At 59.5% G+C, this 25,226-nt stretch carries 17 protein-coding genes; 4 read left to right on the top strand and 13 right to left on the bottom strand.

Annotated elements, in window-relative coordinates:
- Positions 1-47 precede the first annotated feature (47 nt).
- The 3 genes from HPT27_RS10930 to HPT27_RS10920 all read left to right on the top strand — a co-directional run bounded on the left by HPT27_RS10930 (position 48) and on the right by HPT27_RS10920 (position 3,624).
- The gene (locus HPT27_RS10930) at positions 48-1,301 is read left to right on the top strand and encodes a HAMP domain-containing sensor histidine kinase (protein WP_172243043.1); all 1,254 of its coding nucleotides are present in this window, start codon (positions 48-50) and stop codon (positions 1,299-1,301) included.
- Positions 1,298-2,671, top strand: a complete 1,374-nt coding sequence (locus tag HPT27_RS10925) for a sigma-54-dependent transcriptional regulator (RefSeq protein ID WP_172243040.1) — start codon at positions 1,298-1,300, stop codon at positions 2,669-2,671. Before HPT27_RS10930 ends, HPT27_RS10925 begins: the two co-directional genes overlap by 4 nt.
- A 224-nt stretch (positions 2,672-2,895) precedes the next feature.
- Positions 2,896-3,624 carry a hypothetical protein gene (locus HPT27_RS10920; RefSeq protein ID WP_172243036.1) on the top strand — a complete coding sequence of 243 codons (729 nt, stop codon included), beginning with the start codon at positions 2,896-2,898 and terminating at the stop codon, positions 3,622-3,624.
- Positions 3,625-3,684: 60 nt separating this feature from the next.
- Here HPT27_RS10920 and HPT27_RS10915 read toward each other — a convergent pair whose 3' ends face one another.
- The 7 genes from HPT27_RS10915 to accD form a co-directional block, all read right to left on the bottom strand.
- Positions 3,685-6,933: a ligand-binding sensor domain-containing diguanylate cyclase gene (locus tag HPT27_RS10915; RefSeq protein WP_172243033.1), complete on the bottom strand. Its 3,249-nt coding sequence runs from the start codon at positions 6,931-6,933 to the stop codon at positions 3,685-3,687.
- Positions 6,934-7,017: 84 nt separating this feature from the next.
- On the bottom strand, positions 7,018-7,581 hold the full coding sequence (locus HPT27_RS10910) for a lysophospholipid acyltransferase family protein (RefSeq protein ID WP_172243030.1): 564 nt from the start codon (positions 7,579-7,581) through the stop codon (positions 7,018-7,020).
- Positions 7,582-7,777: 196 nt separating this feature from the next.
- A complete protein-coding gene (gene purF, locus HPT27_RS10905; RefSeq protein ID WP_172243027.1) occupies positions 7,778-9,295 on the bottom strand; it encodes an amidophosphoribosyltransferase in 1,518 nt (505 codons plus the stop codon).
- Positions 9,296-9,554: 259 nt separating this feature from the next.
- Entirely contained in the window at positions 9,555-10,055 is a 501-nt protein-coding gene (locus HPT27_RS10900; protein WP_172243024.1) for a CvpA family protein, read from the bottom strand.
- Positions 10,056-10,142: 87 nt separating this feature from the next.
- Positions 10,143-10,790 carry an SPOR domain-containing protein gene (locus HPT27_RS19625; RefSeq protein WP_172243021.1) on the bottom strand — a complete coding sequence of 216 codons (648 nt, stop codon included), beginning with the start codon at positions 10,788-10,790 and terminating at the stop codon, positions 10,143-10,145.
- A 4-nt stretch (positions 10,791-10,794) separates the two neighbouring features.
- A complete protein-coding gene (folC, locus tag HPT27_RS10890) occupies positions 10,795-12,090 on the bottom strand; it encodes a bifunctional tetrahydrofolate synthase/dihydrofolate synthase (protein ID WP_172243018.1) in 1,296 nt (431 codons plus the stop codon).
- Between the two features lie 132 nt (positions 12,091-12,222).
- Positions 12,223-13,089, bottom strand: coding sequence for an acetyl-CoA carboxylase, carboxyltransferase subunit beta (accD, locus tag HPT27_RS10885; RefSeq protein WP_172243015.1), 867 nt, complete (start codon positions 13,087-13,089; stop codon positions 12,223-12,225).
- A gap of 615 nt (positions 13,090-13,704) precedes the next feature.
- Here accD and HPT27_RS10880 point away from each other — a divergent pair.
- Positions 13,705-14,913: a type III PLP-dependent enzyme gene (locus HPT27_RS10880; RefSeq protein ID WP_172243012.1), complete on the top strand. Its 1,209-nt coding sequence runs from the start codon at positions 13,705-13,707 to the stop codon at positions 14,911-14,913.
- A gap of 977 nt (positions 14,914-15,890) precedes the next feature.
- Here HPT27_RS10880 and HPT27_RS10875 read toward each other — a convergent pair.
- From HPT27_RS10875 to HPT27_RS10850, 6 genes are all read right to left on the bottom strand, one after another.
- Positions 15,891-16,721, bottom strand: a complete 831-nt coding sequence (locus HPT27_RS10875; protein ID WP_172243009.1) for a tetratricopeptide repeat protein — start codon at positions 16,719-16,721, stop codon at positions 15,891-15,893.
- Positions 16,722-16,794: 73 nt separating this feature from the next.
- Positions 16,795-17,589, bottom strand: a complete 795-nt coding sequence (truA, locus tag HPT27_RS10870; RefSeq protein WP_172243006.1) for a tRNA pseudouridine(38-40) synthase TruA — start codon at positions 17,587-17,589, stop codon at positions 16,795-16,797.
- Between the two features lie 125 nt (positions 17,590-17,714).
- Positions 17,715-20,081: a FimV family protein gene (locus tag HPT27_RS19620; RefSeq protein WP_172243003.1), complete on the bottom strand. Its 2,367-nt coding sequence runs from the start codon at positions 20,079-20,081 to the stop codon at positions 17,715-17,717.
- A 222-nt stretch (positions 20,082-20,303) separates the two neighbouring features.
- Positions 20,304-21,326, bottom strand: a complete 1,023-nt coding sequence (locus HPT27_RS10860) for an aspartate-semialdehyde dehydrogenase (RefSeq protein WP_172243000.1) — start codon at positions 21,324-21,326, stop codon at positions 20,304-20,306.
- Between the two features lie 219 nt (positions 21,327-21,545).
- Positions 21,546-22,274, bottom strand: coding sequence for a 2OG-Fe(II) oxygenase (locus HPT27_RS10855; protein WP_172242997.1), 729 nt, complete (start codon positions 22,272-22,274; stop codon positions 21,546-21,548).
- A gap of 94 nt (positions 22,275-22,368) precedes the next feature.
- Positions 22,369-24,951 carry a bifunctional aspartate kinase/diaminopimelate decarboxylase gene (locus tag HPT27_RS10850; protein ID WP_172242994.1) on the bottom strand — a complete coding sequence of 861 codons (2,583 nt, stop codon included), beginning with the start codon at positions 24,949-24,951 and terminating at the stop codon, positions 22,369-22,371.
- Between the last annotated feature and the right edge of the window lie 275 nt (positions 24,952-25,226).

Genomic DNA, 25,226 nt, shown 5'->3' with positions numbered 1-25,226 from the left:
CGGTTCCAGCCGCCGCTGCTGCGCGCAGCCACGTTTGAGATGGCGTCATGTCCGTTCGCACCACGCTTTTTGTTTTACTCGCCGCCTTGCTGCTGGCGCTGATTGGCGCCCAGTGGTGGCTGTCCCAGCACCAGAGCGCCATGCTCAGCGGCGCGCTGGCTCGCACCGCGTTCAGCGTCAGCAGTGACACCGTCAGCGTGCTGATCTTTGGTCAGCATGGTGAAGGTGGCCCGCTGGCGAGCGAGCAGGTGTTCGACATGGCGCTGGATCAGAATGGCCGAGATGGCGCGATTCTGCTGACCGGCGACGGCTGGCAGCAGCGAGTTGCGATTCCGCGTCAGGGCCTGCAGGCCGCGGTGAATGACTGGCACCGGCGCCAGTACGAATTCACGGCCGTTATCGCTGTGCTCGCGCTGCTCGGTGCCGCCGCCATGGCCTACGGTTTCGCCCGACCCTTGCAGCGTTTGCAACAAGCCTCACAACGCGTTGCCGGTGGCGAACTCGGCGTACAGGTGCAAGCTGGCGCCAGCGCGCCGAATGAGCTGCGCGCCACAGTCGAGGCATTCAACACGATGTCACGCGAGCTGGCCAAACTGGAAGCCGACAACAAAGCCCTGCGCGCACACGAAGCGGCCAATGAGCTCGCCGATCTGGCTCGTGGTCTGGCGCACACGCTGCGCAATCCGCTGAACACGCTGGGCCTGACGCTGGAAGAAATGAGCCGCACGGATTTGTCTGAGGACCGGCGAACGCAGCTGTCCGGTTTGGCCCGCCGGCAAATCGTCCAGATTGATCGCTGGCTGCGTGCCCTGCTCGATGTCACCCAGAACGACAGCCAGCCGCTGCTGCGACTCGATTGCGTGCAGCTGGCGCAGGATGTCGCGCAGGAGTTCAGTGATCGGCACGCCAATATCGTGGTGACCGCCAGCGCGCCAGCGCCGCAGCTTTACGGCCATGCTCGCGAAATCGCCAGCCTGTTGCATACCCTGATCGGCAATGCGGTGGATGCCAGCCCGGCCGGTGAACCGATTCAAATTCAAGTCGATGGCAGTGATGATGCCGTGCAGTTCCGCATCCGCGACCAGGGTCGCGGCGTGTCCGATGCCGTGCGCAGCCGCCTGTTTCAACCGCATGTCACCGACAAGAGTCATGGCGCAGGCATGGGTTTGTTTCTGAGCCAACGGATCGCCCGTGGCCGTTATCGCGGCGATGTTCAATTACACGATGGCAACGACAACGCGGATGGCAAATCGCCTGGCACCGTGGCCATTCTCAGTCTGCATTCCCGGAGCCCGGCATGAGTAGCGCCAATCGCCTGTTATTGCTGGAAGACGACGACGACCAACGAGTCCTGTTGCATGGTTTGATTCAGGATGCCGGCTATCAGGTGACGAGCGCGGCGCGCGTGCCCGATGCCCTGGCGGCGTTGGCAACGCAGACATTTGATCTGGTGTTGTCGGACTGGAAGGTCGCGGACGGTGACGGCCTGAGCCTGCTGGCAACGCTGCGCCGTGACCATCCCGACACCGCTTTCATCCTGATGACGGCATATGGCAATTTGTCTCACGCCATCAACACGATTCGCGCCGGCGCTGATGATTACCTGATCAAACCGTTCGACAAATCACAGCTGCTCTACACGCTGGCACGGGTCAGCACGGTGCAACAGTTGCAGCGGGAAAACCGTCACCTCCGTGAAGAAGTCAGCCAACGTGATCAGCTGGTCGAGTTGATCGGCCGTTCGGAAGCCATGCAGCAGGTCTTTCGCCGGGTACAGAAAATTGCCCCGACCCGCGCCACGGTGTTGCTGTACGGCGAGAGCGGCACCGGCAAGGAACTGGCAGCGCGGGCACTGCATCAGTTGTCGGAACGCAGCAGCGCACCGTTTGTCGCGCTGAACTGCGCCGCGCTCCCGGAAAGCCTGTTCGAGGCCGAATTGTTTGGCGCCGAAAAAGGCGCCTACACCGGCGCCGACCGGTTGAAAATCGGCCGCATTGAAGCCGCTGCAGGCGGCAGCCTGTTTCTGGATGAAATCGGCGAGTTGCCGCTGAGTCTGCAAGCCAAGCTGCTGCGAGTGCTGCAGGAAGGCAGCTATCAGCGGCTGGGCAATCCACAGGATCAAAAAGCGGATGTTCGCATCATCGCGGCCACCAATCGGGATCTGCAGCAGGAGGTTGATGCCGGCCGTTTTCGCGCTGATCTGTTTTACCGGTTGAATGTGGTTCCGATCCGCTTGCCGGCCTTGCGCGAACGGCGTGAAGACATTCCGCTGTTGGCCCATCATTTTCTCCAGCAAGCCTGTCAGCGTCACGGCCTGGCGCCGCTGACGATCAGCCACGACGCCATGAAGCGCTTGTGCAGCCAGCACTGGTCCGGCAATGTCCGCGAACTTGCCCATACCCTGGAGCGGTTGGCACTGCTGGCCGAACGCAGCGACATTGCACTGGCCGACCTGACCAGCGAGCCAACCACCGCCACGAGCCGCAGCACGGCGTATCAGCTGCCTGACGACGGCCTAAACTGGGAAGCGCACGAGCGCGACTGCCTGCTGCAGGCCTTGCAACGTTGTCAGTACAACCGCAGTCAGGCCGCGCGACTGCTCGGCTTGCCGTACAAGGCCTTTCTGTACCGGCTGGAAAAATACAATCTCATTCCAGCCGAAGAAGAATAGCCGGCCGGAAATGGCGAGCGCGCAATCGCTGCAACCACACACCGGCAGCCGGATCTCCCCATTTCGGGAACCCGGTTCCGGAGATAAGCAAACCGCCGCCGGAAAAATCGGCGCGAACAGCCGGCAAACCCGGCAAAAGTCGCGCATTCGTCGCTTGGCACAGTGGCTGCATTACTGTCACTGAAGCGTGATCGACCGACGATCATTCGACCAGGAGCAAGACCATGAAAATCAAGTCCCCGCTGTTCGTGCTTGCGGCCGTCAGCGCGATCGCTCTGGCCACCAGCGCCCTTGCCGATAGCGACAGCAGCAAAGACAAAAGCAAGGTGGAAAAGAAGAACGTTGCCGTCTTCATCAACAAGGAAGATGACAGCGACGCCGAGGTGAAGTTGAAGATCAACGGCGAAGCTTGGAAGTTCAAACTGCCATCATTGTCGGACGGTGAAGAACGGATCATCGCGACCGAAGATGGCCGCACGGTCAAAGCCAAACGCAGCGGCAAGGAAGTGACGGTGGAAGCCGGTGGTGAAACCGTCAAATTGCCTGCCGAAGGTCAGGGCATGCTGGTGCGATTTCATGGCGTCCCCCCGGTCCCGCCGACGCCGCCAGTCGCTGGCGTAGCACCGACGGCGCCCATGCCGCCGATGCCGCCGCAAGAAATCGAAGCCTTGCGCAACAGCGTGGTGATCAGCGGCGTGGAATTGACCGACGCCCAACAAAAGCAGATCCGCGACGCCATCAAGAAAGCCGGCGTCACCAAGCCGGTGAAATTTATCCAGGGCAACGCGCACATGATCATGCATGTCGAACACGGTTCGCCGATGGCCTGGCACGATGGCGGAGACGGCAAAGCCGTTCGTACCGTCGTGATTACCAAGGATGGTGAAACCGACGACATCGAATCGACCATCGAAATTGAAACAACGCAGGACGCCAGTGATGACAAGAAGTAAGTCAGCACCGCAATAAAAAATGGCCACAGACGTGGCCATTTTTTATTTGAGCTGATCGACTCAGCGCTTTGGCCATTCCTGCAACAGCAGATTCGGCTGCGGCAGCGAACTGACCAGATCGAGCCAGCCGCGACTGACCCAGTCACGGGCCAGCTCGCGCCGGGCATTGACCAACTCTTCCGTGGGCAGCGTGTCGTTGGCGACCAAACCAAACCAGGCATTGCGGCTGAAATATTTCGCCAGCGTCAGCGCTTCGCGGGCCAGCCCCAATGACGACTCCCAGCGTTGTTCCTGCTCGACTCCGGAGCGCAGCGGCCACAGCGCAAAGCCGATGGAGCACGTCATGTCCACGTGCTTGCGTTCCGATAGCGTAAACGCCTGCTGCAACACACTGGCGCGGATCCGTTCAGCCAGCATCCGGGCCTCGTCGAGCCCGCCGATTTCGCACACCAGCAGAAAGACATCGCTGTCCCAGCGCATGATCTCGTCACCCTGCCGGCAAACCCGTTGCAACAGATCGCCCAATTGCGCCAGCACCCGATCACCCGCCTGATAACCGTGTAGTTCGTTGACGAACCCCATGCCGTCGGCATCAACCAGAATCAACACCCGCGGTTTGGGATCAGCGGCATAGTCGGCAAACAAATTGGCGGCCATGCGCCGGCTAGGCAAGCCGGTCAAGGGATCGCGATACTGGTTTTCCAGCAAACGGCGCTGCAATTCATCACGCTGTAATTGCAGTTTGCGCAGCTCCTCGCGCGCGGAGGCAAGCTGGCGAGTATTGTCCGAGGTCTGCAACTCCAGCGCGTCGTATTTGCTGGCCAACTCCTGCACCGCTTCTTGCCGGCTTTGCAACAACCGCCGACTGCGTCGCCACCAGGTCAGCGCCAACAAGCCAATCACCACGACGGCAATCGCAATCGCGCTGCCGTAGGCCGTATGCAAGGTCCAGAACGGACTGCGCACCACCAGATCCAGCAGCAGAATATCGTTGGACCACAGCCCGGTTGCCGGTGCGCCCTGTACTTGTAATTGATACTGGCCGGCTTCCAGACCGGTCAGGGTCACCGTGTGTGAGCCAATCAGCGGTATCCATTGTTCATGCAGACCTTTGACCCGGTAGCGAAAGCGATTGCGCTCCGGCGCGGTGTAATCCAGCACCGCCACATCAAATGACACAACCCGCTCGTCGCTGTTCAATTGCAGCAGCGGCCGCTTCTGAATCGCGAACGCCATCGACTGCGGTTGATCAAATTTGCGGAAACCGGTCAGCACCACCTGGGCCTGATCGGAAGGTTTGGGCAAACGCTGCGGATAGTAGCCGACCGCACCGTTGAGACTGCCGAACAGCAATTCGCCATCCGCCGCCAAAAACGCTGCGCCGATATTGAATTCATCGCTAGGCAAGCCATTTTCACTGCGGTAGATGATGGCGTTGGGAAATGCCGGCTGGAATCGCACCAATCCGGTCGAAGTACTCAGCCACAATTCGCCATCCTGACCCGGCAACACCGCATAAATCGCACCCGGCGGCAGACCTTGCGCAACACCGAAGCGGGAAATCTGGTAACGGCCATCGAGATCACGGTGCACACGGTTAAGACCGTCGGTAGTCGCGACCCAGATATCGCCGTCCGGCGCCAAGCGAATGGCCGTGACCGAATTACCGGTCAGCGATTGCGGATTGTTCTCCTGATGCTGATACAGGGTCATGGTTTCGCGATCGCGACCGATGCGAACGAGGCCGCCCATGCCACCCACCCACAACTGGCCTTCGTAATCTTCGGTTATTGCCACCACTTCGGTATCGATGGCCTGATACTCGACCGGCAATTGCGCACCCAGGCGACGAAAATGCAAACTGCCGTCGGCGTTTTCCCGCAATTGATCGAGACCGTTCTCGGTTCCTATCCAGATCTCGCCCTGATGATCTTCATACATCGACAAGACATAGCTGCTGGACAGCGTGCTGATGTCGTCAGTGCGCGAATCAAATTGCCGCAGGCTGTCGCGGCCCGGATCAAACCGGTACAAGCCCATGCCAAAAGTGCCGAACCAGATGCGGCCGTGTTGATCTTCGAGCAGGGAATAGACGCCGGTATTGCTGTCGCTACCGCCTTCCGGATGATTGGCCGGCAAGTGCAGCGGAAAATGTCGAATGCCTTTGCTGTCGAGCCGCATGACGCCGCTATCGGTTGTGCCCAGCCACAAGGCCTGCTGCCGATCACGCAACACCGCCGCCACGGTATTGCTGGCCGCACCGGTCGGCAATGCCGTCAGCGGCAGATAGTGCCGGAACAACGCCGTCTGACTGTTCCATTTGTTGACGCCACCGGCGTAGGTACCGAGCCACATCACGCCACTGCGATCACGGAACATTGACAACACATCGCTGACCGACAGCGAATCATTCTGGCTCGGCTGCCGAGCCAGCAAGCATTCGCGCTGATCGGGCCATTGCACTACCACGCCTGAGGCCGTGCCAATCCACAAGCGACCGTCACCATCTTCGGTCAGACTCTGGACGAAACCCGTCGGCAGCGTGACCGCCAGTTTCTCGATGCCCGTGCCATCACTGCGACTTTGCAGCACACCATTTTGCGTGCCGATGGCAATGCGGCCGTCGGCGCGCAGCACCAGATTGGTGACGTTGCGATCCGGCAGCAGCGGTTGTTCGTCAAAGCGATCTTGTTCGGGTTGATAACGGTAAATGCCGCGCGCCGTACCGATCCACAATTCCGGGCCAGACATTAGCAGCGAACGAATATGCTCATCCGGCAGGCGCCGGGCATTGGCGCCAATCAGAATGCGAATTTTTGCCTGGGCCGCTTCGTACACAGCCAGGCCCTGACTGGTGCCAATCCACAGCCGACCCTGATCATCGCTGAGCAAACTGAGAATGTATTCACCGGGCAATTGCTCGGCCGGAATCTGCTCGACCGCATCACTGCCGCGACGTTTGCGCGCCAAACCGTTGGAGGTGCCGATCCAGAGCGTGCCATTGGGCTCGCTGGCCAGCACATTGACGTGATTGTCCGGCAGCGAATTGGGGTTATCGGTTTGCCGGCGCAGCACCGAGAAGCCGTAACCGTCGTAGCGGTTCAGGCCATCCTGGGTACCGAACCAGAGAAAGCCGTCGGCATCCTGGGTAATGGTGTTGACCACGCTTTGCGACAGCCCCTGCTCCAGCGACAGCCGCTGAAAGCGCGGTGCGAATCCGTCCGGACAGGCTGGGCTGCCCGCTGCCGCCAGCGATGAGCTGAGCAGTGAGCCAAGCACAAATAACAATGCGCAGAACCAACGATCCATGTTCCAGCCAACGGGAGAAATGCCAGCCGCTATCCTAGCGAATCGCACGCGCCGGGCACCAGCGAAGATACGCGCCGCCGTGACTCAAGCCTGCGGCCGCGGCTGCACGGTACTGGTGAGTTCGGGCTTGAAGCCCTGCTTGTCCTGATAGAACTGGCGAATACGCGCGAAATCGGCGTGAATCTCGCCGGTCAAGTTCAGCAAGGGACCGAGACCCAGGGTGCGGGTCCGGCAATCCAGAAAGGCCAGCTGCAGCGGCACCCCGGCACCCACGGCGATGTGATAGAAGCCGGTGCGCCAGTGATCGGTTTTGCTGCGAGTACCTTCCGGTGCCAGCGCCAGCAACAACGTCGGATTGTCTTTGAATGCCTGAATGGAATCGGTGACGACATTGTGCTTCTCGTGGCGCACCACCGGAATCCCGCCCAGCGCCCGGAAAAACCAACCGGTTGGCCAGCGAAACAACTGATGCTTGCCGAGAAAATTGGCTTTGACGCCCATGGCGATTTTGGTCAGGTACATGATGGGAAAATCCCAGTTCGAGGTGTGCGGCGCGAAAATGATCACGCATTGGCGCACCTCCGGGATTCCACCGACCAACCGCCAGCCCAGCCGATTCAATAGCCAGACCGCAAATGCCTGCATCATGATGGAGCAACTCTATTGTTGTTATTTGGTTATCAGAGTATAGGGGCTGTTGCCGTTTGCGACACCATTGCGATGGGGCAAACGCATAGCAACAAACTGACAGCGCAACACCTGACAACGGCCTTCTGTCAGCTTGCTGCCAGTCTGCATGCGGCATCGCATCAAGCAGGCTGGCAGCAAGTTGGCGGGCAGGAGCTCAGTCGGCGTTTTGCAGATCGATCAGCGCGGCGTCATTGACCGCACCCTTTGGTCCGGCCTTGGCCGAGTCATTGCGGGCCGCTTCCAGATTGAACAGGTAGCTGGCGTTGACATCACCGGTCACATATTGGCCATTGAATACCGAGGCTTCAAATTCGGTGATGTTCGGATTGCCTTCGCGGGCACAGGCAAACAGATCTTCCAGATCCTGATAGATCAGTTTGTCGGCACCGATCAGTTCGCACACTTGCTGCTCGGTCCGGTCATAGGCGACCAGCTCGCTGCCCGCCGGCATGTCGATGCCGTAGACGTTCGGATAGCGCACCGGCGGCGCCGCCGAGGCGAAATAGACTTTCTTGGCGCCGGCATCGCGAGCCATCTGGATGATTTGCTGCGAGGTGGTGCCGCGGACAATCGAGTCATCCACCAGCAGCACATTCTTGCCGGCAAATTCCAGCTCAATCGGGTTCAGCTTGCTGCGCACCGACTTTTTGCGCAGCTGCTGCTGCGCCATGATGAAGGTGCGACCGATATAGCGGTTCTTGACGAAACCGTGACGCAGCTTCAAGCCAAGATGATTGGCCAGCTCCATCGCCGCCGTGGTCGAGGTATCCGGAATCGGGATCACCACATCGATATCGTGATCCGCCCATTCGCGTTCAATTTTTTCCGCGAGTTTGATACCCATGCGCAGCCGCGCCTTGTAAACCGAAATGTCGTCCATGATCGAATCCGGCCGGGCCAGATAGACATGTTCGAAAATGCAGGGACGGTAGACCGGATTTTCAGCACATTGCTGGGTGTGCAGCTCGCCATCGACAGTGATGTACAGCGCTTCACCCGGGTGCAAATCACGAATCCGGCTGAAGCCCATGACATCGAGCGCTACCGATTCCGAGGCAATCATGTATTCGGTGCCATTTTCGGTTTCGCGGCGACCAAATACTGCCGGCCGAATACCGAACGGATCGCGGAACGCCAGCAAACCAAAGCCGGCGATCATCGCGACCACCGCATAGGCGCCCTTGGCCCGTTTGTGCACCCGCGAGACCGCGTTGAAAATATTTTTCGGGTTCAGCTTCAGCACATTTTCTTCGTGCAGCTCATGCGCCAGCACGTTCAGCAGCACTTCCGAATCGGACCGGGTATTGATGTGGCGACGATCGGTGCGGAACAGCTCGTCTTTCAATTGGTCGGCATTGGTCAGGTTGCCGTTGTGGGCAATGACGATGCCGTACGGCGAGTTGACATACAGCGGCTGGGCTTCGGCGGAGCTCGGGCTGCCGGCGGTGGGATAGCGGCAATGACCGATGCCGATATTGCCTTGCAGGCGCTCCATGTGCTCCTGCCGGAACACATCGCGCACCATGCCGTTGGCCTTGCGCAGGAACAACCGGCCGCCGCTTTCGGTAACGATACCCGCGGCATCCTGACCGCGATGCTGCAACACCGTCAGCGCATCGTAGATGCTCTGATTGACCGGGTATTTACCGACGATACCAACAATGCCACACATACCGACTCACTCCACCACTTGCGGGTACAAGGCCAACTGCCCTGCCCCACCGGCACCACCACCTGTCAGATCACACCGGCGATCTGACGGGACCGGAAATACGGTTTCAGCGACCTGAATGGTCAGCGTAAAAACGCTGATCAAAAAAACTGGCGACGCTGTCTTAAATACTGGTCTTAAATACTGGCCTCAATTGCTTGGCCCTAAATAGCTGGTCTCAAATACCTGCTCTTGAATACTGAGCGTTGAATGCTCAGTTTCAAATGCTTGCCACCGGTTCGTCATTAGCGTCCTGTTGTTGCCAAGCTGACAAGAACCAGTCACCGACGGTTTCCAGCGGCGACACCAGTCGCGCTTGCTGCCACTCTTTCGATTCCGGCAACCGGGTAAACGCTTTGCTGACGATCACCAACGCCGCACAAACCGCCAAGCCACGCAACACGCCAAAGGCCATGCCGAGCAAGCGATCAGGCGTGGTCAATCCGGCTTTGTCGATCAAAACCTGACCCAGCTTGGCCAGCAGATAACTGACGAACAACACCACAAGAAAGATGGCCACCCAGGCAATCGCAAACTTGACGCCTGCGGGCCGGATGTCATCAGAAAGATAGGGAGCAAGATTGCCGTGAAAAGCGCGCGCCAGAAAAAACGCCAGCACCCAGCCCGTCAACGCGACAGCTTCGCGAACAAAACCGCGCCACAACGACAATAAGGCAGAGATGACGATAACGCCGATAATCGCCCAGTCTACCCAAACCATGCTCAACCCAGCGCGTCGTAATGAGGGCGCGCATTGTACCGCAACGGCCGGAAAAACGGTTGCCGGGGATTGCCACCGGCCACCGACTCAATGCTTGAGCGGATCGTAGGCGACGACGATGGCGTTCTGACCGGATAGCGTGCGCACCCGGGCCAGCTGGGCGTCGGCTTGTTCACGCTTGACCATCGGGCCGACCAGCACCCGGACCACGACCGGATCGGCACGGGAGTCCACTTTGCTGTAGGCGGCAAATTTCTGGCTGCGCAGGGTCTGCACCAGCTTCTCGGCGTTGTCCCGATTGCTGAAGGTGCCAAGCTGGATGACAAAGCCGGCAGCAATCGCGGCCGGCCGCTCGATCTTGCCTGGTGCGGTCACGGCCGGTTTGACGGTTCCGGCGGTCGTCGTCGGTGCGGCGGCAGCGGAATCCGGGACAGCCGCTTCCGGCGAGGCTGTCGTGGGCAAGGGCGTTGTGGACGAGGCTGCAGTAGACAAGACTTCGGTACTGGTGACCGAGGTGTCGGCAGCGATGATGCTGTCGTCAAATCCGGCTTCATCCAACGGCCGCGGTTGGCTCAAATCGACCGCTCGCGCGGCCGGCGCTGGTGGCGCAGACGGGATCTGGCTGGTGAACTGGCTGTCGCCCTTGTCGTCATCAAGAATCCACGGCAACACCAGCACCGCCAAGGCCACGACGACCAGCGCGCCAATCAGGCGTTCTTTCAACCGCACATCCACCGCATCAACTCCTCGCTGTCGCCGCGTTGGCACCGGCTGCTGTCAGCACCGCTGCCACCGTCAGAAATGAACCAAACACCAAAATGCTGTCGCCGGCTGCGGCGTCAGCGCGTGCAGTCTGCCATGCCGCCACCGGATCTGCGAAACAACGGGCATCGGCCTCGGACGGCAGCGCTGCCCGCAAATCGCTGGCCTTGCCGGCGCGCGGACCGTCCAGGTCGGCCAGATACCAGCGCGGCGGCAAGGCCTGCGCCGTACCGGACCGTCCGGCGCTGGAAAAATTCCGCCACGGTTGCAACAAGGCGACCCGATCTTTGTCACCGAGCACACCCAGCACGATATGCAATCGGCCGGACAGTTCCTGACTGGCCCGCTGTGCCAGCCGCTGACTGGCCTGACCGTTGTGACCGATATCCAGAATGGTCGGTGGCGAGCCCGGCATCCGCTGCCAGCGCCCGGCCAGACGGGCATCGGCAACCGCGCGGGCAATGGCTTCCGGTTGCCAGTGCTGCGGCAGTGCCAACCGAAATGCTGCCAGCGCAGCGGCCACCAGATCCGGCCCCAGATTCGGCGTCGGCAACTGCAGCGGCGCGTCATCGCGCCAGCGAAACGTCCACTGGCCATCAATGCTGCATTGGCCAAAATCATGATCAGCCCGAACCGGCAGCGCTGCCCGTTGTTGCACCGCTGTCAGCATGACGTCGAAACGATGGGGATCGGCCAGCACCACCGGCTTGCCTGCCCGGCAGATGCCGGCCTTTTCCCCGGCAATGGCAGCAAGCGTGGTGCCGAGAAAACTCATGTGATCAAAATCGATGGTGGTGATGACCGCGACGTCGGCATCAACCAGATTGACGGCATCCAGCCGGCCGCCCATGCCGACTTCCAGCACCAGCAAATCCAGCGCTGTCTGTTTGAACAGCCACAGTGCGGCCAGCGTGGTGAATTCAAAATAGGTCAGGCTGACGTCACCGCGTGCAGCCTCTACCGCGGCGAACGCCTGCAGCAATTGCGGATCACTGACATCCGCCGCATCGATGCGCACCCGCTCGTTGAACCGCAGCAAATGCGGCGAGCTGTACACGCCCACCGACAAGCCATGCGCGCGCGCCAACGCTTCCAGCGTCGCCACGGTCGAGCCCTTGCCATTGGTCCCCGCCACCGTGATTACCGGACAGGAAAACTGCCGCGCCGCCAACCGATCAGCGACCACACCAACCCGATCCAAGCCGAGATCAATCGCGACCGGATGCCGTTGTTCGAGTAGCGTGAGCCAGTCTGCCAGTGTTGCAGGTGTCATTGCCGCCATCGCATTAAATTCAAAAGAATGCTGAATCAGGAATGCAAAAGCGGCCGTTAAGCCGCTTTTGCTTGCCATGCCAAATTCAACTGGCTGGATATCAATAAAACCAAACCATTGCCGGCGCGTCTCTTACGCCGCCGGCTGTGCCCGCTGCGTAAACTTGGCCAATACGCCGGCCAGCTTCTGCGCCATTTCCCGGCGATCGACAATCATGTCGATCGCGCCTTTTTCCAGCAAAAACTCCGAACGCTGGAAACCCGGCGGCAGGGTCTCACGCACGGTTTGTTCGATCACGCGCGGACCGGCAAAACCGATCAAGGCGCCCGGCTCGCCGACGTTGATATCGCCGAGCATCGCAAACGAGGCCGAGACCCCGCCCATGGTCGGGTCGGTCAGCACCGAAATATACGGCAGGCCTTCGCGCGACAAACGCGCCAGCGCGGCCGAGGTTTTCGCCATCTGCATCAGCGACAGCAAAGCTTCCTGCATCCGGGCACCGCCCGACGCCGAGAAACAAACCACGCCACAGCGATCTTCAATGGCTTGGTTGACCGCGCGGACAAATTTCTCGCCGACCACCGAGCCCATCGAGCCGCCCATGAAGCTGAACTCGAACGCACAGACCACCACCGGGACGCCCTTGACCGTGCCCTTGGCTACGATCAGCGCATCTTTCTCGCCGCTGCTTTCCTGCGCCGAGCTGATCCGGTCTTTATATTTCTTGGAATCCTTGAATTTGAGCACATCGACCGGCTCCAGTTTACCGGCCAGCTCGACGCGACCTTGCGGGTCAAGGAAGGCATCCAGACGCGAACGGGCGCCAATGCGCATATGGTTGCCGCACTTCGGGCAAACCTCGAGGTTGCGTTCCAACTCGGCCCGGTACAACACCGCGCTGCACTGCTCGCATTTGTTCCAGAGGCCTTCCGGCACCGAACGTTTCTTATCGGTCGCGGGTTCTTTCATCCGCGGCATCAGGCGTTCAAACCAGCTCATCGCTTACTCATCGGAGGCCCGGCACGTGGCCGGTGGGGCGGCAAGTTTACACTGACACGCTAAGTTGTTGAATGGACAAGAGGTCGGAGGCGTTCGCCAGCGCATGCTTTCGATCCCTCCATTGACAGAAAAGCGGACCGAGATATTTGCCCCTCTCCCTTGACGGGGCAAGGCGGGAATCGACGAAGCACAGCGTCGTCCCGCCGCAGCGCCAAGCGCCAAAGGCGATTGGCCGGGGCGCGGAGCGGGGGTTGGCGAGAGGGTGCCCACTCAGCTCGCGCCGATTTCAGCAACAGAGCGAATCCCCAGCTTCACCCTCTCCCTGGCCCTCCCCCGTCAAGGGGGAGGGGGTCAACATACGACCTCGTTGGTAGTTGCCCACACCACGAACCTCCCGCACTGCATCAGCATAGGTATGCAGATGTGTTGCATAGTCATGCGGACCGCCCTACAATCCGCCCCGCGCAAGGCCCGACAAGACCTGATCCCGCCTACATCCGATGTAGAACCGCGGGGACGACTGGTGCGCTAAGGGACCCCAGGCAATCGTGATCCGCCCTGCTCCATCCGGAACAGGTGGGTCGATTAGCCACCACCAGTCGAGACAAACCGGCCATGACTCTTGAGCGTCATCTGGGCGATCGCCTATCTGCATTTTCTGCCGCTGAAACCCGTATCCAGACGCCGTGCCTGCTCATCGACCTCGCGGTCGTTCGGCAGCGCTACGCCCAACTCGAACGCGCCTTCCCGACCGCCGCCATTTATTACGCGGTCAAAGCCAACCCGTCACCGGAAGTGATCGGCCTGGTCCGTGACAACGGCGGCTGCTTCGATATCGCCTCGCGTTACGAGCTCGACAAAGTGCTCGGCATGGGCGTTTCACCGAGCCGGGTCAGCTTCGGCAACACCATCAAGAAAGCTCGCGACGTCGCCTACTTCTATGAAAAAGGCGTGCGCCTGTTCGCCACCGACAGCGCTGCCGATCTGGCGCAAATCGCCGAACACGCGCCGGGCGCGCAAGTGTATGTCCGCGTGCTGACCGAAGATCGCCCGGGCGCCGACTGGCCGCTGTCGCGCAAATTCGGCTGCGAGCCGGGCATGGCAATTGATCTGATCAAACAGGCACGCGCGCTTGGCCTGTGGCCGCGCGGCGTATCGTTCCATGTCGGCTCGCAGCAACGCGATCTGGCCGCCTGGGGCGCCGCCCTGGATCGGGTCAAAAAGATTTTCACCAGTGCCTGGCAAGCCGGCATCGCGCTGGATTTGATCAACCTCGGCGGCGGCCTGCCGGGCAACTACGTCAACCCGACCCCGGAACTGCGTCGCTACGCGGAAGTGATCGAGCAAGCCATTGCCGAACGCTTCCGCCACACGCCGGTGAAACTGATCATGGAGCCGGGTCGTTATCTGGTCGCCGATGCCGGCGTGCTGGTCACCGAAGTCGTGCTCGTGTCGCGCAAAGACGACAGCGGCCCGCGCTGGGTTTATGTCGACGCCGGCAAGTTCGGCGGCCTGATCGAAACCATGGACGAGTCGATCAAATACCCGATTTACACCAACGCGCAGAACGAAGCCGCTACCGAACCGGTGATCCTCGCCGGCCCCACCTGCGACAGCGCCGACATCCTGTACGAGAAGCACCAATACCCACTGCCGCTCTCGCTCAAATCTGGCGACCGCGTTTATTTTGTCGGTACCGGTGCTTACACCACCAGCTACAGCGCGGTGGAGTTCAATGGTTTTCCGCCGTTGGCGTCGTTTTATTACGACAGTCAGGCGGTGCAGGTGGTCAGCGATGCTGACAAGAAGAAATGTGCGGCATGATTGGCTGCAGTTGAACAAAGGGGCGCGATGCGCCCCTTTTTATTTCGACTCGCGCTTCGTCTTCACCACTGCGCAGGTATCGCTGAGTTACCCTGCCATCCGCCCCAAGCGCTCCGAACCATCCCCTCTCCCCCTGCCGGAGAGGGTTAGGGAGAGGGGAAGCTACGTAGAACGCATCTCCCAGCAACCATCAAACAGAATTTCCCCGTTATAACGCCGACAACGCGAACACGCTGTCTCGACTCCAACCATTGCCGGGTCGCGCCCCGGCGGGCGCCTCACTTTCTTTGCTCGCGCCAAAGAAAGTAAGCAAAGAAACGCGCCCCAGCGCGCCAGAATTGTTCGGTTGCTTCGGAGACACCGCCCGTCGCTTCGACGCCATCGGCTACGGGCACGTGCTGATGCGGCGTCCTGCCTTATCAGCACTGCGCAAGCCGTCCAGGCTTGCGCACCCTACCGCTAACGCCGAATCGCCGGCTGGCGCGAATGGGGACCCCGGATTCTAGTTAAGTTTTTTGCTTCGCTTTTTTTCTTTCATTCGTCATTCCCGCGCAGGCGGGAATCCAGAGACTTTGAAGCACGAGAAGACACTGGATCCCCGCCTGCGCGGGGATGACGGATATCTTTTGCGCGAAGCGTACCTTTGACTTCCCGCCCGTTCGACGAGCCGAGCAGCGGAATGCAGTCTGGGTTAATAGCCCGTAGCGCAGCGAAGGGGCGAGGCAGGAAGCCGAAGCCTTTTGTGACTGTACAGGGATGTACTGTCACAAAAGCCCCGGACGGAATGAGCAGCACAGGGAACCGTGCGCAGCACGGCTCGGAGCCGGGCATGTTTCTTTGGTAACTTTCTTTCGCAAAGAAAGTTACCCGCCCGCCGGGGCGGGACCCGGCTGCAGCCCAAAATTACGAGACTTGGGAGAAACCCTGAAGAAACAATATGCGTCCGATTGCGCTTCGCTAATCGCGGTCTCAACGAGCTACTTCTTCATACATTTAATAGTCAGGAAAAGCAAAACATCTCCTCGATTACCCGCTAAATCATCTGAAGACCAAACTCCATCCATCAACGCATCTTTTTTCTTCAAGAATTCGCAAAACAGCTCATAGTCACCAACGGCTTGGAGGGATTTGGTTAATTCACCATCAGACGACGCATAATATAGTTGATGTAATAGCTGCCAGTTGCCTCGTTCGGGAACGGGAAGTAAGTCACTATACTCATACAATTTTTGCAGCGCCTGATGTTCGCCTTGTTCTGCTGCATCGCGCAAATATTTTAATGCCAAAGAGGTATCTCGGCGAACATCTAGTCCTTCTAAAAGTAGGGCAGAAAGTTGGAATTCGGCGCCTGAATGCCTACGCTCAGCGGCAATCGTTAATGCCCTAATCGCTTTTTCCCTTTCCCCCTCCTTACTGTAAAGATAAAAGAGTAAGTACGGAGCCTTCGAGCTGCCCGCCTCTGTTGATGCGACGAGATCAGCTATCGCATTGACGGAATTTCCTTTTCTCAGCTGATTTGTCCCTGCTTGATATAAAAACTCATGATTGGATATGTACGGCCTGAATGACTCCAAAAGTGCCGAAATATCCTCTGGCCTTTTCTCAATGTACGCACCCAGATATAGGTCAAAAATATTCGCATTTGCTTGTTTTGTGTTTTCAGCCAAGCAAGTCGATACGACGCTAACTCTTCCATCCGGATAAGTTCGCTCATCACATCTGGAAAAAGGCTGGTCAGCCGCCAATAGCGAGTCATTGAGAAAAAATGAACCCAGCAATGAATAAAATACGATCGAATGTATATTCATCTTTTTACACGCATCACTCGATACTTGGTAAGCTCACTAGCTAATAGAGCTATCTGATTCCCCAAAGCCAAATTCAAATCTCTGAGTTCAACCACAACGGCCCCGGCGCCAACACCGGAATCTGAAACCTCGCCGGATACCTAACTCCAACCAAATACAATCCATCAGCCGGTGCCGTCCCGGCAGACAATTTCCGATCCCGCGCCCGCAACAACTCGGCTACCCAATCCGGCGAGCGCAAGCCCTGCCCTACCATGAGCAAAACGCCGACAATATTGCGCACCATGTGATGCAAGAAGGCATTGGCGGCGATATCGACCACCACGTAATCACCCAGTCGCGTCACGTTCAGATGATGGATATTGCGCCAGGCGGTTTTGGAAGAACACTCTGCGGCCCGTACGGACGAGAAATCTTGTTCGCCGAGAAAATGTCGCGCGGCCTGTTGCATCAAGCTCACATCCAGCGGATACAAAAACGGCGTCACGCCATTTGCCAGCAGGGCCGAGCGACCGGGGCGGTTGCGAATGAGATAGCGATAGCGACGACCGAGTGCGGAAAAGCGGGCATTGAAATCGTCGGCAACGCGGCCGGCCCAACGCACGCTGATATCAGCAGGCAGATGAATATTGCCGCCGAGAATCCAGGCGCGATCCGGGCGGTTGGCAGCGACATCAAAATGCACCACTTGATGGCTGGCGTGGACGCCAGCGTCGGTGCGGCCGGCGCAGATGGTATCGACCGGTTCGTCGGCGATTTTCGCCAGCGCTTCTTCGACCACTTGTTGTACGCCCACGGTATGACCTTGCCATTGCCAACCGGCATAGGCCTTGCCGTGGTATTCAACGATGGCAGCGTAACGGGGCATGGTCGGCACTGGCAAAAGAGACGCGCGAGACGTCGACAGGGAATGAGCTCAGTTTAGCGGCTTCACAAACAATTCGGGCCGTTGTCCGGAGACGAACGGCCCGAAAAGGTTGGTGGCGTTGGCGGTTACAGCTTGCCGAGCAGCGCCTGTGCTTCCTGCTTCTGCTGGGCATTACCTTCAGCCAGCACTTCCTGCAGAATTTCCTTGGCGCCATCAACTTCGTGCATTTCGATATAGGCGCGCGCCAGATCCAGCTTGGTGGCGATTTCATCGATGTCGCCCATGCCGAGCTCGTCGCCGCCGGGCAGATCGGCATCCATGTCATCAAGGCTGAAGCTGTCATCGGCGGTGGCGCGCACCGGCGACGGTTCCGACTCCGGTTGCCAATCGCTGGCAGCGGTGCTGTTCAGCGACGAGTTGTCTTCCAGATCAAAACTGAATTCGCTGTCGTCGGCGTCCGGCTCCAGCGTCAGAGCCGGTTCCGCGTCTTTGCTGACGTTGCTCAGGTCGGCATCGAGGTCGAGGGCAAACTCGCCTTCGTTGTCGAAATCGGCCGCGACATTTTCCTTGCGCGCTGGCGCCCAAGTGGTTGCGGCCGGTTCGGCGGCTTTGGTTTTGGTGTTGCTGCCCGCACCGACACCAACGCTACCGAAAATGTCATCGGCGCTTGGCAACGGTGTCGGCGCGGTCTGGTTGCTGAAGCGATCAGTCGGCCAGGCGCGCTGTTGCAGTTTCTCGACTTGCTTGGCCAGTTGCGGATCGCTGTCGATGGCATCCTGGAACATCGCTACCTGATCGCGGAACTTGTTCTGTTCCTGCATTTCGGCGTAGCACTCAAGCAGCTTCAAGCGCAGCTCGTGCCGGTTCGGTTGATCCTGCAGCGCCCGCAGCAACAGCTGCTCGGCCTGTTCGTATTTGCCGTAAGCGATATAAATGTCGGATTCGCCAAGCGGATCGGCAACGGTTTCTTGCGGCGTTGCCACGCTGTCGGCGACCGGCGCCGGTGGCGGCGCCAGGAAGTCTTCACCGACTTCCGGCAGATCGAATTCGTCATCCATTCGCATGTTGCCGGACGAATCATCGGAATCCAGCGGCAACAGCGACTCGTGGAAATTCTCGTCGGCGACCTGCTTGCGTTTCCAGATCAGGAAACCGATCAGCACCGCCACGCCACCAAGAATGGCGAGCAGGATGATCATGGCATTTTCGCCGAGCAGACCTTCGAGGAAGGAGGTTTCTTTCGGCTTGGTCGGAGTCGTCGGTTTTTTCTTCGGCTTGTCTTTCGGTTTTTCAACCACCGGCTCAGGCGGTGTCGCTTCCTGGGCCATGCCTACCACTTCCGGTGATTCGGCAGTAGTGGTTTCAGTTACCGGCGTCGTGGTACTTGTGCTTGGCGAGGTATCCGCCGGCATTGTGGTTTTCGGTATCGGTTTGCCGGTGACTTCAGACAGCTGCTGATCTTTCAGCTGAACCAGTTTTTCCAGCTTCTGGGTTTTATCAACGAGTTTGCCGAGCTGACCGCGCAGGGCCTCGTTTTCCTGATTGAGCACTTCGGCCGCTTCGCGCGAGGCGCCGCCTTTGCCGGTGCTGTATTTTTCTGGCGGGGCAGCCAAGGTCAGCCGACCGCTGCCGGCGCTGCTGCCGGCATCGCTGCTGCCACGGCGGGCGGTTTCCACCACCGCGCCAGCGCCAACAAATTCAGCCAGAGCGCGGCGATGCGGAATGGCGGCAATTTCGTCCGCGCTCGGAATGCGCAGGGTTTCACCCTGCTTCATCTGATTGACGTTGTTGTTGTTGAACGCCTGCGGATTGGCTTTGAAAATGGCGACCAGCGTTTGTTGAACCGTCACGCTGTCATTGGGCCGGACGCGCGAAGCAATGCTCCACAGCGTGTCATTGGAACTGACCGGACCGTAGCTGTCGCTACCGGCCATGGTGTTGCTGACGGCGCTGCTGCTGCTCGGTGCACGCTCCGTCGACTGCACTGGCATTTCGCTTTGCACCGGGGTGGTATCAACCGTCCCCGATGTGGTCACCGGCGCCTGCGGTTTTGGCCGCGCCATCACGACCGGCGCCTCGTCGGCAAATACCGGCGGATCCAACAGCAAGGTGTATTCGCGCAGCAAGCGGCCGTTTGGCCAGTTCAGTTCAACGATGAAATTCAGGAACGGTTCGCGCACCGCATCTTTGGTGCGCAATTTGATAATGGCTTCGCCATTCGGCGCCGACTGCACCACCATCTTCAAATCATTGAGGGCGTAAACGCGTTCGATGCCGGCTTTGTCGAATTCTTCGAGGCTGGCAACGGTGGCGCGGATTTCATCAGGGCTGACGCCGCGCAGTGAAACCAGTTCGATTTCCGCATTGAGCGGCTGATTGAGGCCGGAGCCGGGCCGAATATCGCCCATGCCCAAGGCATGCACGACCGAAGCCGCCAACAGACTGACGGTTCCGACGGTAATTCCCGCAACAGCAGCAAACTTGCGCAGCATAGTTATTCCCTTCACTGTCCCGACCGGTGCAGAAAGCCCACAGGCGGCGGAAAGGCGGCGCGGCGGCTCAGCGGCACGTCCGCACCGGCACGTCGGAAGCCCGACTTCCGGCCCTGTGGCAATCCGGGTCTCTGGTGTCCGCTTGGGAGCCGAAACCCTAACGGGAGGTCGTAGATACCGCCCGATCTTAAGATTGTTCTTTAACTAGGGCCGAACTATAGCCTAGAAATACTCTTTGACCAACCTTTCCGCGATCTGCACCGAGTTCAGGGCGGCGCCTTTTCGCACGTTATCGGACACAATCCACAAATTCAGGCCGTTGGGGTGGGAAATGTCCTCACGAATCCGGGACACGAACACCGCATCCTCGCCCGCCGCTTCGGTCACCGGGGTCGCATAACCACCGGGTTTGCGGCTGTCGAGCACCTTCACGCCCGGCGCCTTTTTCAGCAGCTTGGTCGCCTCTTCGGCGCTGAGTTTGGCCCGGGTTTCCACCGCCACCGCCTCGGAATGACCATAGAACACCGGCACCCGGACCGCCGTGGCGTTGACCCGGATACTGTCGTCGCCGAGGATTTTCTGGGTTTCCCAGACCAGCTTCATCTCTTCTTTGGTGTAGCCGTTGTCCTGGAAGCTGTCGATCTGCGGCAGCACGTTGAAGGCAATCTGCTTGGGATAGACCTTCGAGTCGGCGCCCTTGCCGTTCAGCAACTGGGCGGTTTGCTGGACCAGTTCCTCGATGGCCGCCTTGCCGGTGCCGGACACCGCCTGGTAGGTGGCGATATTGAGCCGGTCGATGCCGACCGCGTCATGAATGGGCTTGAGCGCCACCACCAGCTGGATGGTCGAGCAGTTCGGACAGGCGATGATATTGCGCTGCGTGTACTGGCCAATCAGGTGGCCGTTGACCTCGGGGACGATCAGGGGAATATCCGGCTCGTAGCGGAATTGCGAGGTCTTGTCGATGACGACCACGCCAGCCGCCGTCGCCCGTGGCGCCAGTTCGGCCGAAACCGAGCCGCCGGCCGCGAAGAACGCCAGCTTGACCTTGGTCCAGTCGAACAGGTCGGCATCTTCGATCATCACCGGTTTGCCGCGGAACATCAGCGTTTCGCCAGCCGAGCGTTTGCTCGCCAAGGCGTACAACTTGCCGACCGGGAATTCCCGTTGTTCAAGGATTTCAATGACAGTGGAACCGACCGCGCCGGTTGCACCGAGCACCGCGACATCAAAAGACTGGCTCATGGTTGGGATCTTCAAGCAGAGGGGAAGCAAAAAAACGCGCGGCAATTCTAGCGCAGCCACGGCTGCGCCAGTTATGACTTTGTTGTACCGAATTGCCGGAATACTTGCCGCATTGCCGAGACGTGCAGCGCCATGCATAGGGTGTAACTGCCAGCGTCAGCCATTAAAAACAGGCAGGTATCCACCTGAACCGGCAGAAAACGTCAAAGCGCGAACAGGCTATGACGTGGCTGGCTGCGGCTTGCCGTACAACTGCTCGGCGCGCTGAAACATCACCCAGGACGTGGCGATGTATTTGTCATTCGATACCGGCATATTGCCGCGATGGGTGTGGGTGAAACCGGCCGGCGCAATCACCATGCGGCCGCGTTTCGGGCTGATCTTTTGTTGCTGGTAATAAAACTCGGTTTCGCCACCAACGGCGACATCATTCAAATAGAACATGAACAGCAAGACCCGATGCAGCGGCTCGCAGCGTTCGTCTTGCGGATAGATCTCGGAATGCCAGTGAAAATAGCCGCCTTCGCCGGCGGTGTATTTCTGCAGGTTCAGATTGCCGTAGCGATACAGATATGGCACCAGTTGATCAACCATCGGCAGGCCGTATTGCGGCCAATTGTCCAGACTCAGATTGACCGGCTTGCCCGTCGCGGGATCGGCAACGGTAGGTGACAGTGCGCCGATCAGCGGAAAGCGCAGCCGGACCAGATAATCTTTCAAGGCGGGATAGCTCAGATCCAGCAAACGCTGCAAGGTCGGCAGCCATTCCTGATGCAGATTCAAGGTGATATCGGTGCTGAGTTTTTTGCTGGCATCAACACCGTGGCCGGTGCGCCCGGCAATGCGCTTGTCGCTGGCTTCAAATTGTTCGAGCAATTGCTGACAAAAAGCGGCCGGCAGCACGTCGTCGTAGACGGCAATGAAATCGTCAAACAGGCTGGGTTCCATGACCGGGTCGGCACCACCATCCTATGGGTGACGCCGACCTTAGCGGTTTCAGCGAGTCGCAGCAAGCCAATGCCGTTTTCGCGGTCGTTGCCGATCAGTCGAGAATGAGTTCCTGCGCCGGCGCCCGCAGATTGTAGTGCGAGCTCATGACATGTCCGTAGGCGCCCGCCTCCGCGATGAGCAGCACATCGCCCTCTTGTGTGACCGGTAACACCGCTTCGCCAAGCTTGTCGCCGGTTTCGCAAATCGGGCCCACGATGGTCGCAAGCCAGGCCGGTTCGGCTTCGAGCCGTGACAGGTTGACGATGCGGTGACAAGCGCCATACAAAGCTGGCCGCAGCAGTGAATTCATCCCGGTTTCGACCCCGACATACATGCGGCTGCCTTTGCCCTTGATCTGCGTGACACGCGCCAACAACACCCCGGCGTGTGCGACCAGATAACGCCCCGGCTCCAGCCACAATCGAATCTGCGGATGCTCGGCTTTGAATGCTTGCAAACCGGCATTGACCGCAGCCAGATCCAGCGCGGCCTGACTGTCTTCATACGGCACGCCAAGACCGCCGCCCAGATTGAGCACTTCGATATCCGGAAACTGGCTGGCGGCACGCATCAAGGTGTCGGCATTATGGCGCCAGTTGTCGCGATCAAAAATGCCGCTGCCAGTATGGGCATGCAGACCAATCACCCGGACGTTCAGCGCCGCGCACAACCGGCGGGCTTCGTCCAGATCCGGTAATGGAATGCCGAACTTGGCCTCCTGCCCGGCGGTGCGGACATGGGCATGGTGGCCCTGACCGACGCCAGTATCGACCCGCAACAACACTTTGCGGTCACGAAACAGTTCCGGCCATTGCTGCAGCGGATACAGGTTATCCAGCGTCACCGTGACGCCACGACTGAACGCGGTCTCATATTCGGTGCGCGGGGCGAAATTGGGCGTGAACAAAATGCGATCCGCCGGCAATTCCGGTAGCACTTTCCGGACCCGATCCAGCTCCCCGACCGACACGCATTCCAGATCGACGCCGGCAGCAGCCAGCGTCTGCAACACAGCTGGATTGGCGTTGGCTTTCATTGCGTACAGCAACCGATCAATCGCTTTCAGTTCACGCAGCGCCGACACTTGTGCTAGCACGGTCGGCAGCGAATAGACATAACACGGTGCGTGCGTTTGCGCCCGCTCGACCAGCGCCTGCTTCTGCAATCGCCACCAGGCCGGCGCCACGGTCCGGCTCGTGCTACCGAACAGGCTTTGCCAATCCGGGCCGAATACTGCCGGATGCTGGGCATGAGCGAGCAGAAATTCATGCAGGCGGGCGCAGACTTCATCAGCATGCTCGGCATCGATGACAAACGAGTAATTCAGATCCGAGGCCGCTTGCGTGACCAGATGCACCGGGTAATCGGCGAACACTTTCAGCGCTTCGCCGAGCTGATGCAAAACCGTGTGTACGTTGCGGCCGACCAGCGTGACCACAGCACAGTTTTCCAGCACCCGCACCCGGCCGAGTTCGTTCATGTCGGCCAGCAGCGCCTGCATCGCGTTCGGCGCCAGATCATTGGCACGACCATCGAGCGTAACGGTGATGTTGGTTTCCGAAGTCGAGACCAGATCAACCGAGACGCCGTGTTGTTTGAATACCGCAAACAGATCGGCCATGAAGCCGACCTGCTGCCACATGCCGAGCGTTTCCAGACTGATCAAGGTAATCGGTTTGTTCACCGACACAGCTTTCAGGCCCGACACCTCTTCTGGCTGCGGCTGCACCCAGGTACCTTCCATTTCCGGGTGACCGGTGTGGGCGATGCGGATGGGAATGCGTGCCAACCGCGCCGGACGCACGCAGCGTGGATGCAGAACTTTGGCGCCGGTGGTTGCCATCTCCTGCGCTTCGTCGTAATCGAGGCTGCGCAGCAATTTGGCATTCGGATACTGGCGCGGATTGGCGGTAAACATGCCCGGCACATCGGTCCAGATTTCCAGCACATCGGCGCCAAGCAAAGCGGCGAGATAAGCCGCCGAAGTGTCGGAACCACCGCGGCCGAGAATGACGGTTTCGTCGCGACCATTGCGGGCGATGAAGCCCTGAGTCAGCGTCATGCCACCGCGCTCGAACACGCTGGCGCGATGGATATCACTACGCACCGGCTCACAATGGGCATTCAGGTAGTGGCTGATCTCACCGCGATGTGGCTGCGGCACACTGGTCAACCATTCGCGCGCATCCTGCCAGTGACAAGCCAGCTTCTCGCCTTTCAGTTCACGGCTGAAAAACTGCGCCAGCAAGCGACTGGACATCAACTCGCCGGCGCTCTGGATTTGCGCTTGCTGTGCCGGGGTCAGCGGTAAACTGGCGCCGGCCCGCAGCGCGGCTATCCGACTCAGCTCCTGGCGCCAGCTCTGCAGCACCGATTCGTCATCCGGCAAATTCAGCGCCTGCGCCAACTTGAGATGCTGGTTGTCAATTTCGGCCAGCAGCGGCTCGACCGGCTCGCCCTGACTGATGCGAACCAGCTTGTCGGTAACCTTGCTCAGCGCCGACACCACCACGACCACGGCGTCAAAGCCCTGTTTTCGGCGCGCCACCACGATGTCGGCGATACGGCGGACGGTTTCCGCGCTCGCAACACTGGTGCCACCAAACTTCAGGACAGCAAGACGACCGGTACTCATGATGAACGTAATTCCTCTGGTTAACGTATAAGGCGAACGGCTGCGGCATTATTGCCAGCCCGGACTTTCGCTCACAGGCGAAAGTTGTACCGAATTGTCAGAGCTGACTTGCCGGAACAAACTGCCCGCCAACGTGACGGTCAGCAGCGTGCCGGGGACGAATGCCTCCGGACACCTGCCGGTCCGCCATTGAGACCGCCGCCGCGCAAATTCGTGCCGGCTGCAGCCCTGCAGCAAAGCGGGCAGCAGTAGTATCATGGCTTTGGTTCTGTCCC

Source organism: Permianibacter fluminis, assembly GCF_013179735.1.
Taxonomy (GTDB): domain Bacteria; phylum Pseudomonadota; class Gammaproteobacteria; order Enterobacterales; family Permianibacteraceae; genus Permianibacter; species Permianibacter fluminis.
This window is presented reverse-complemented; position numbering and strand designations above follow the sequence as displayed.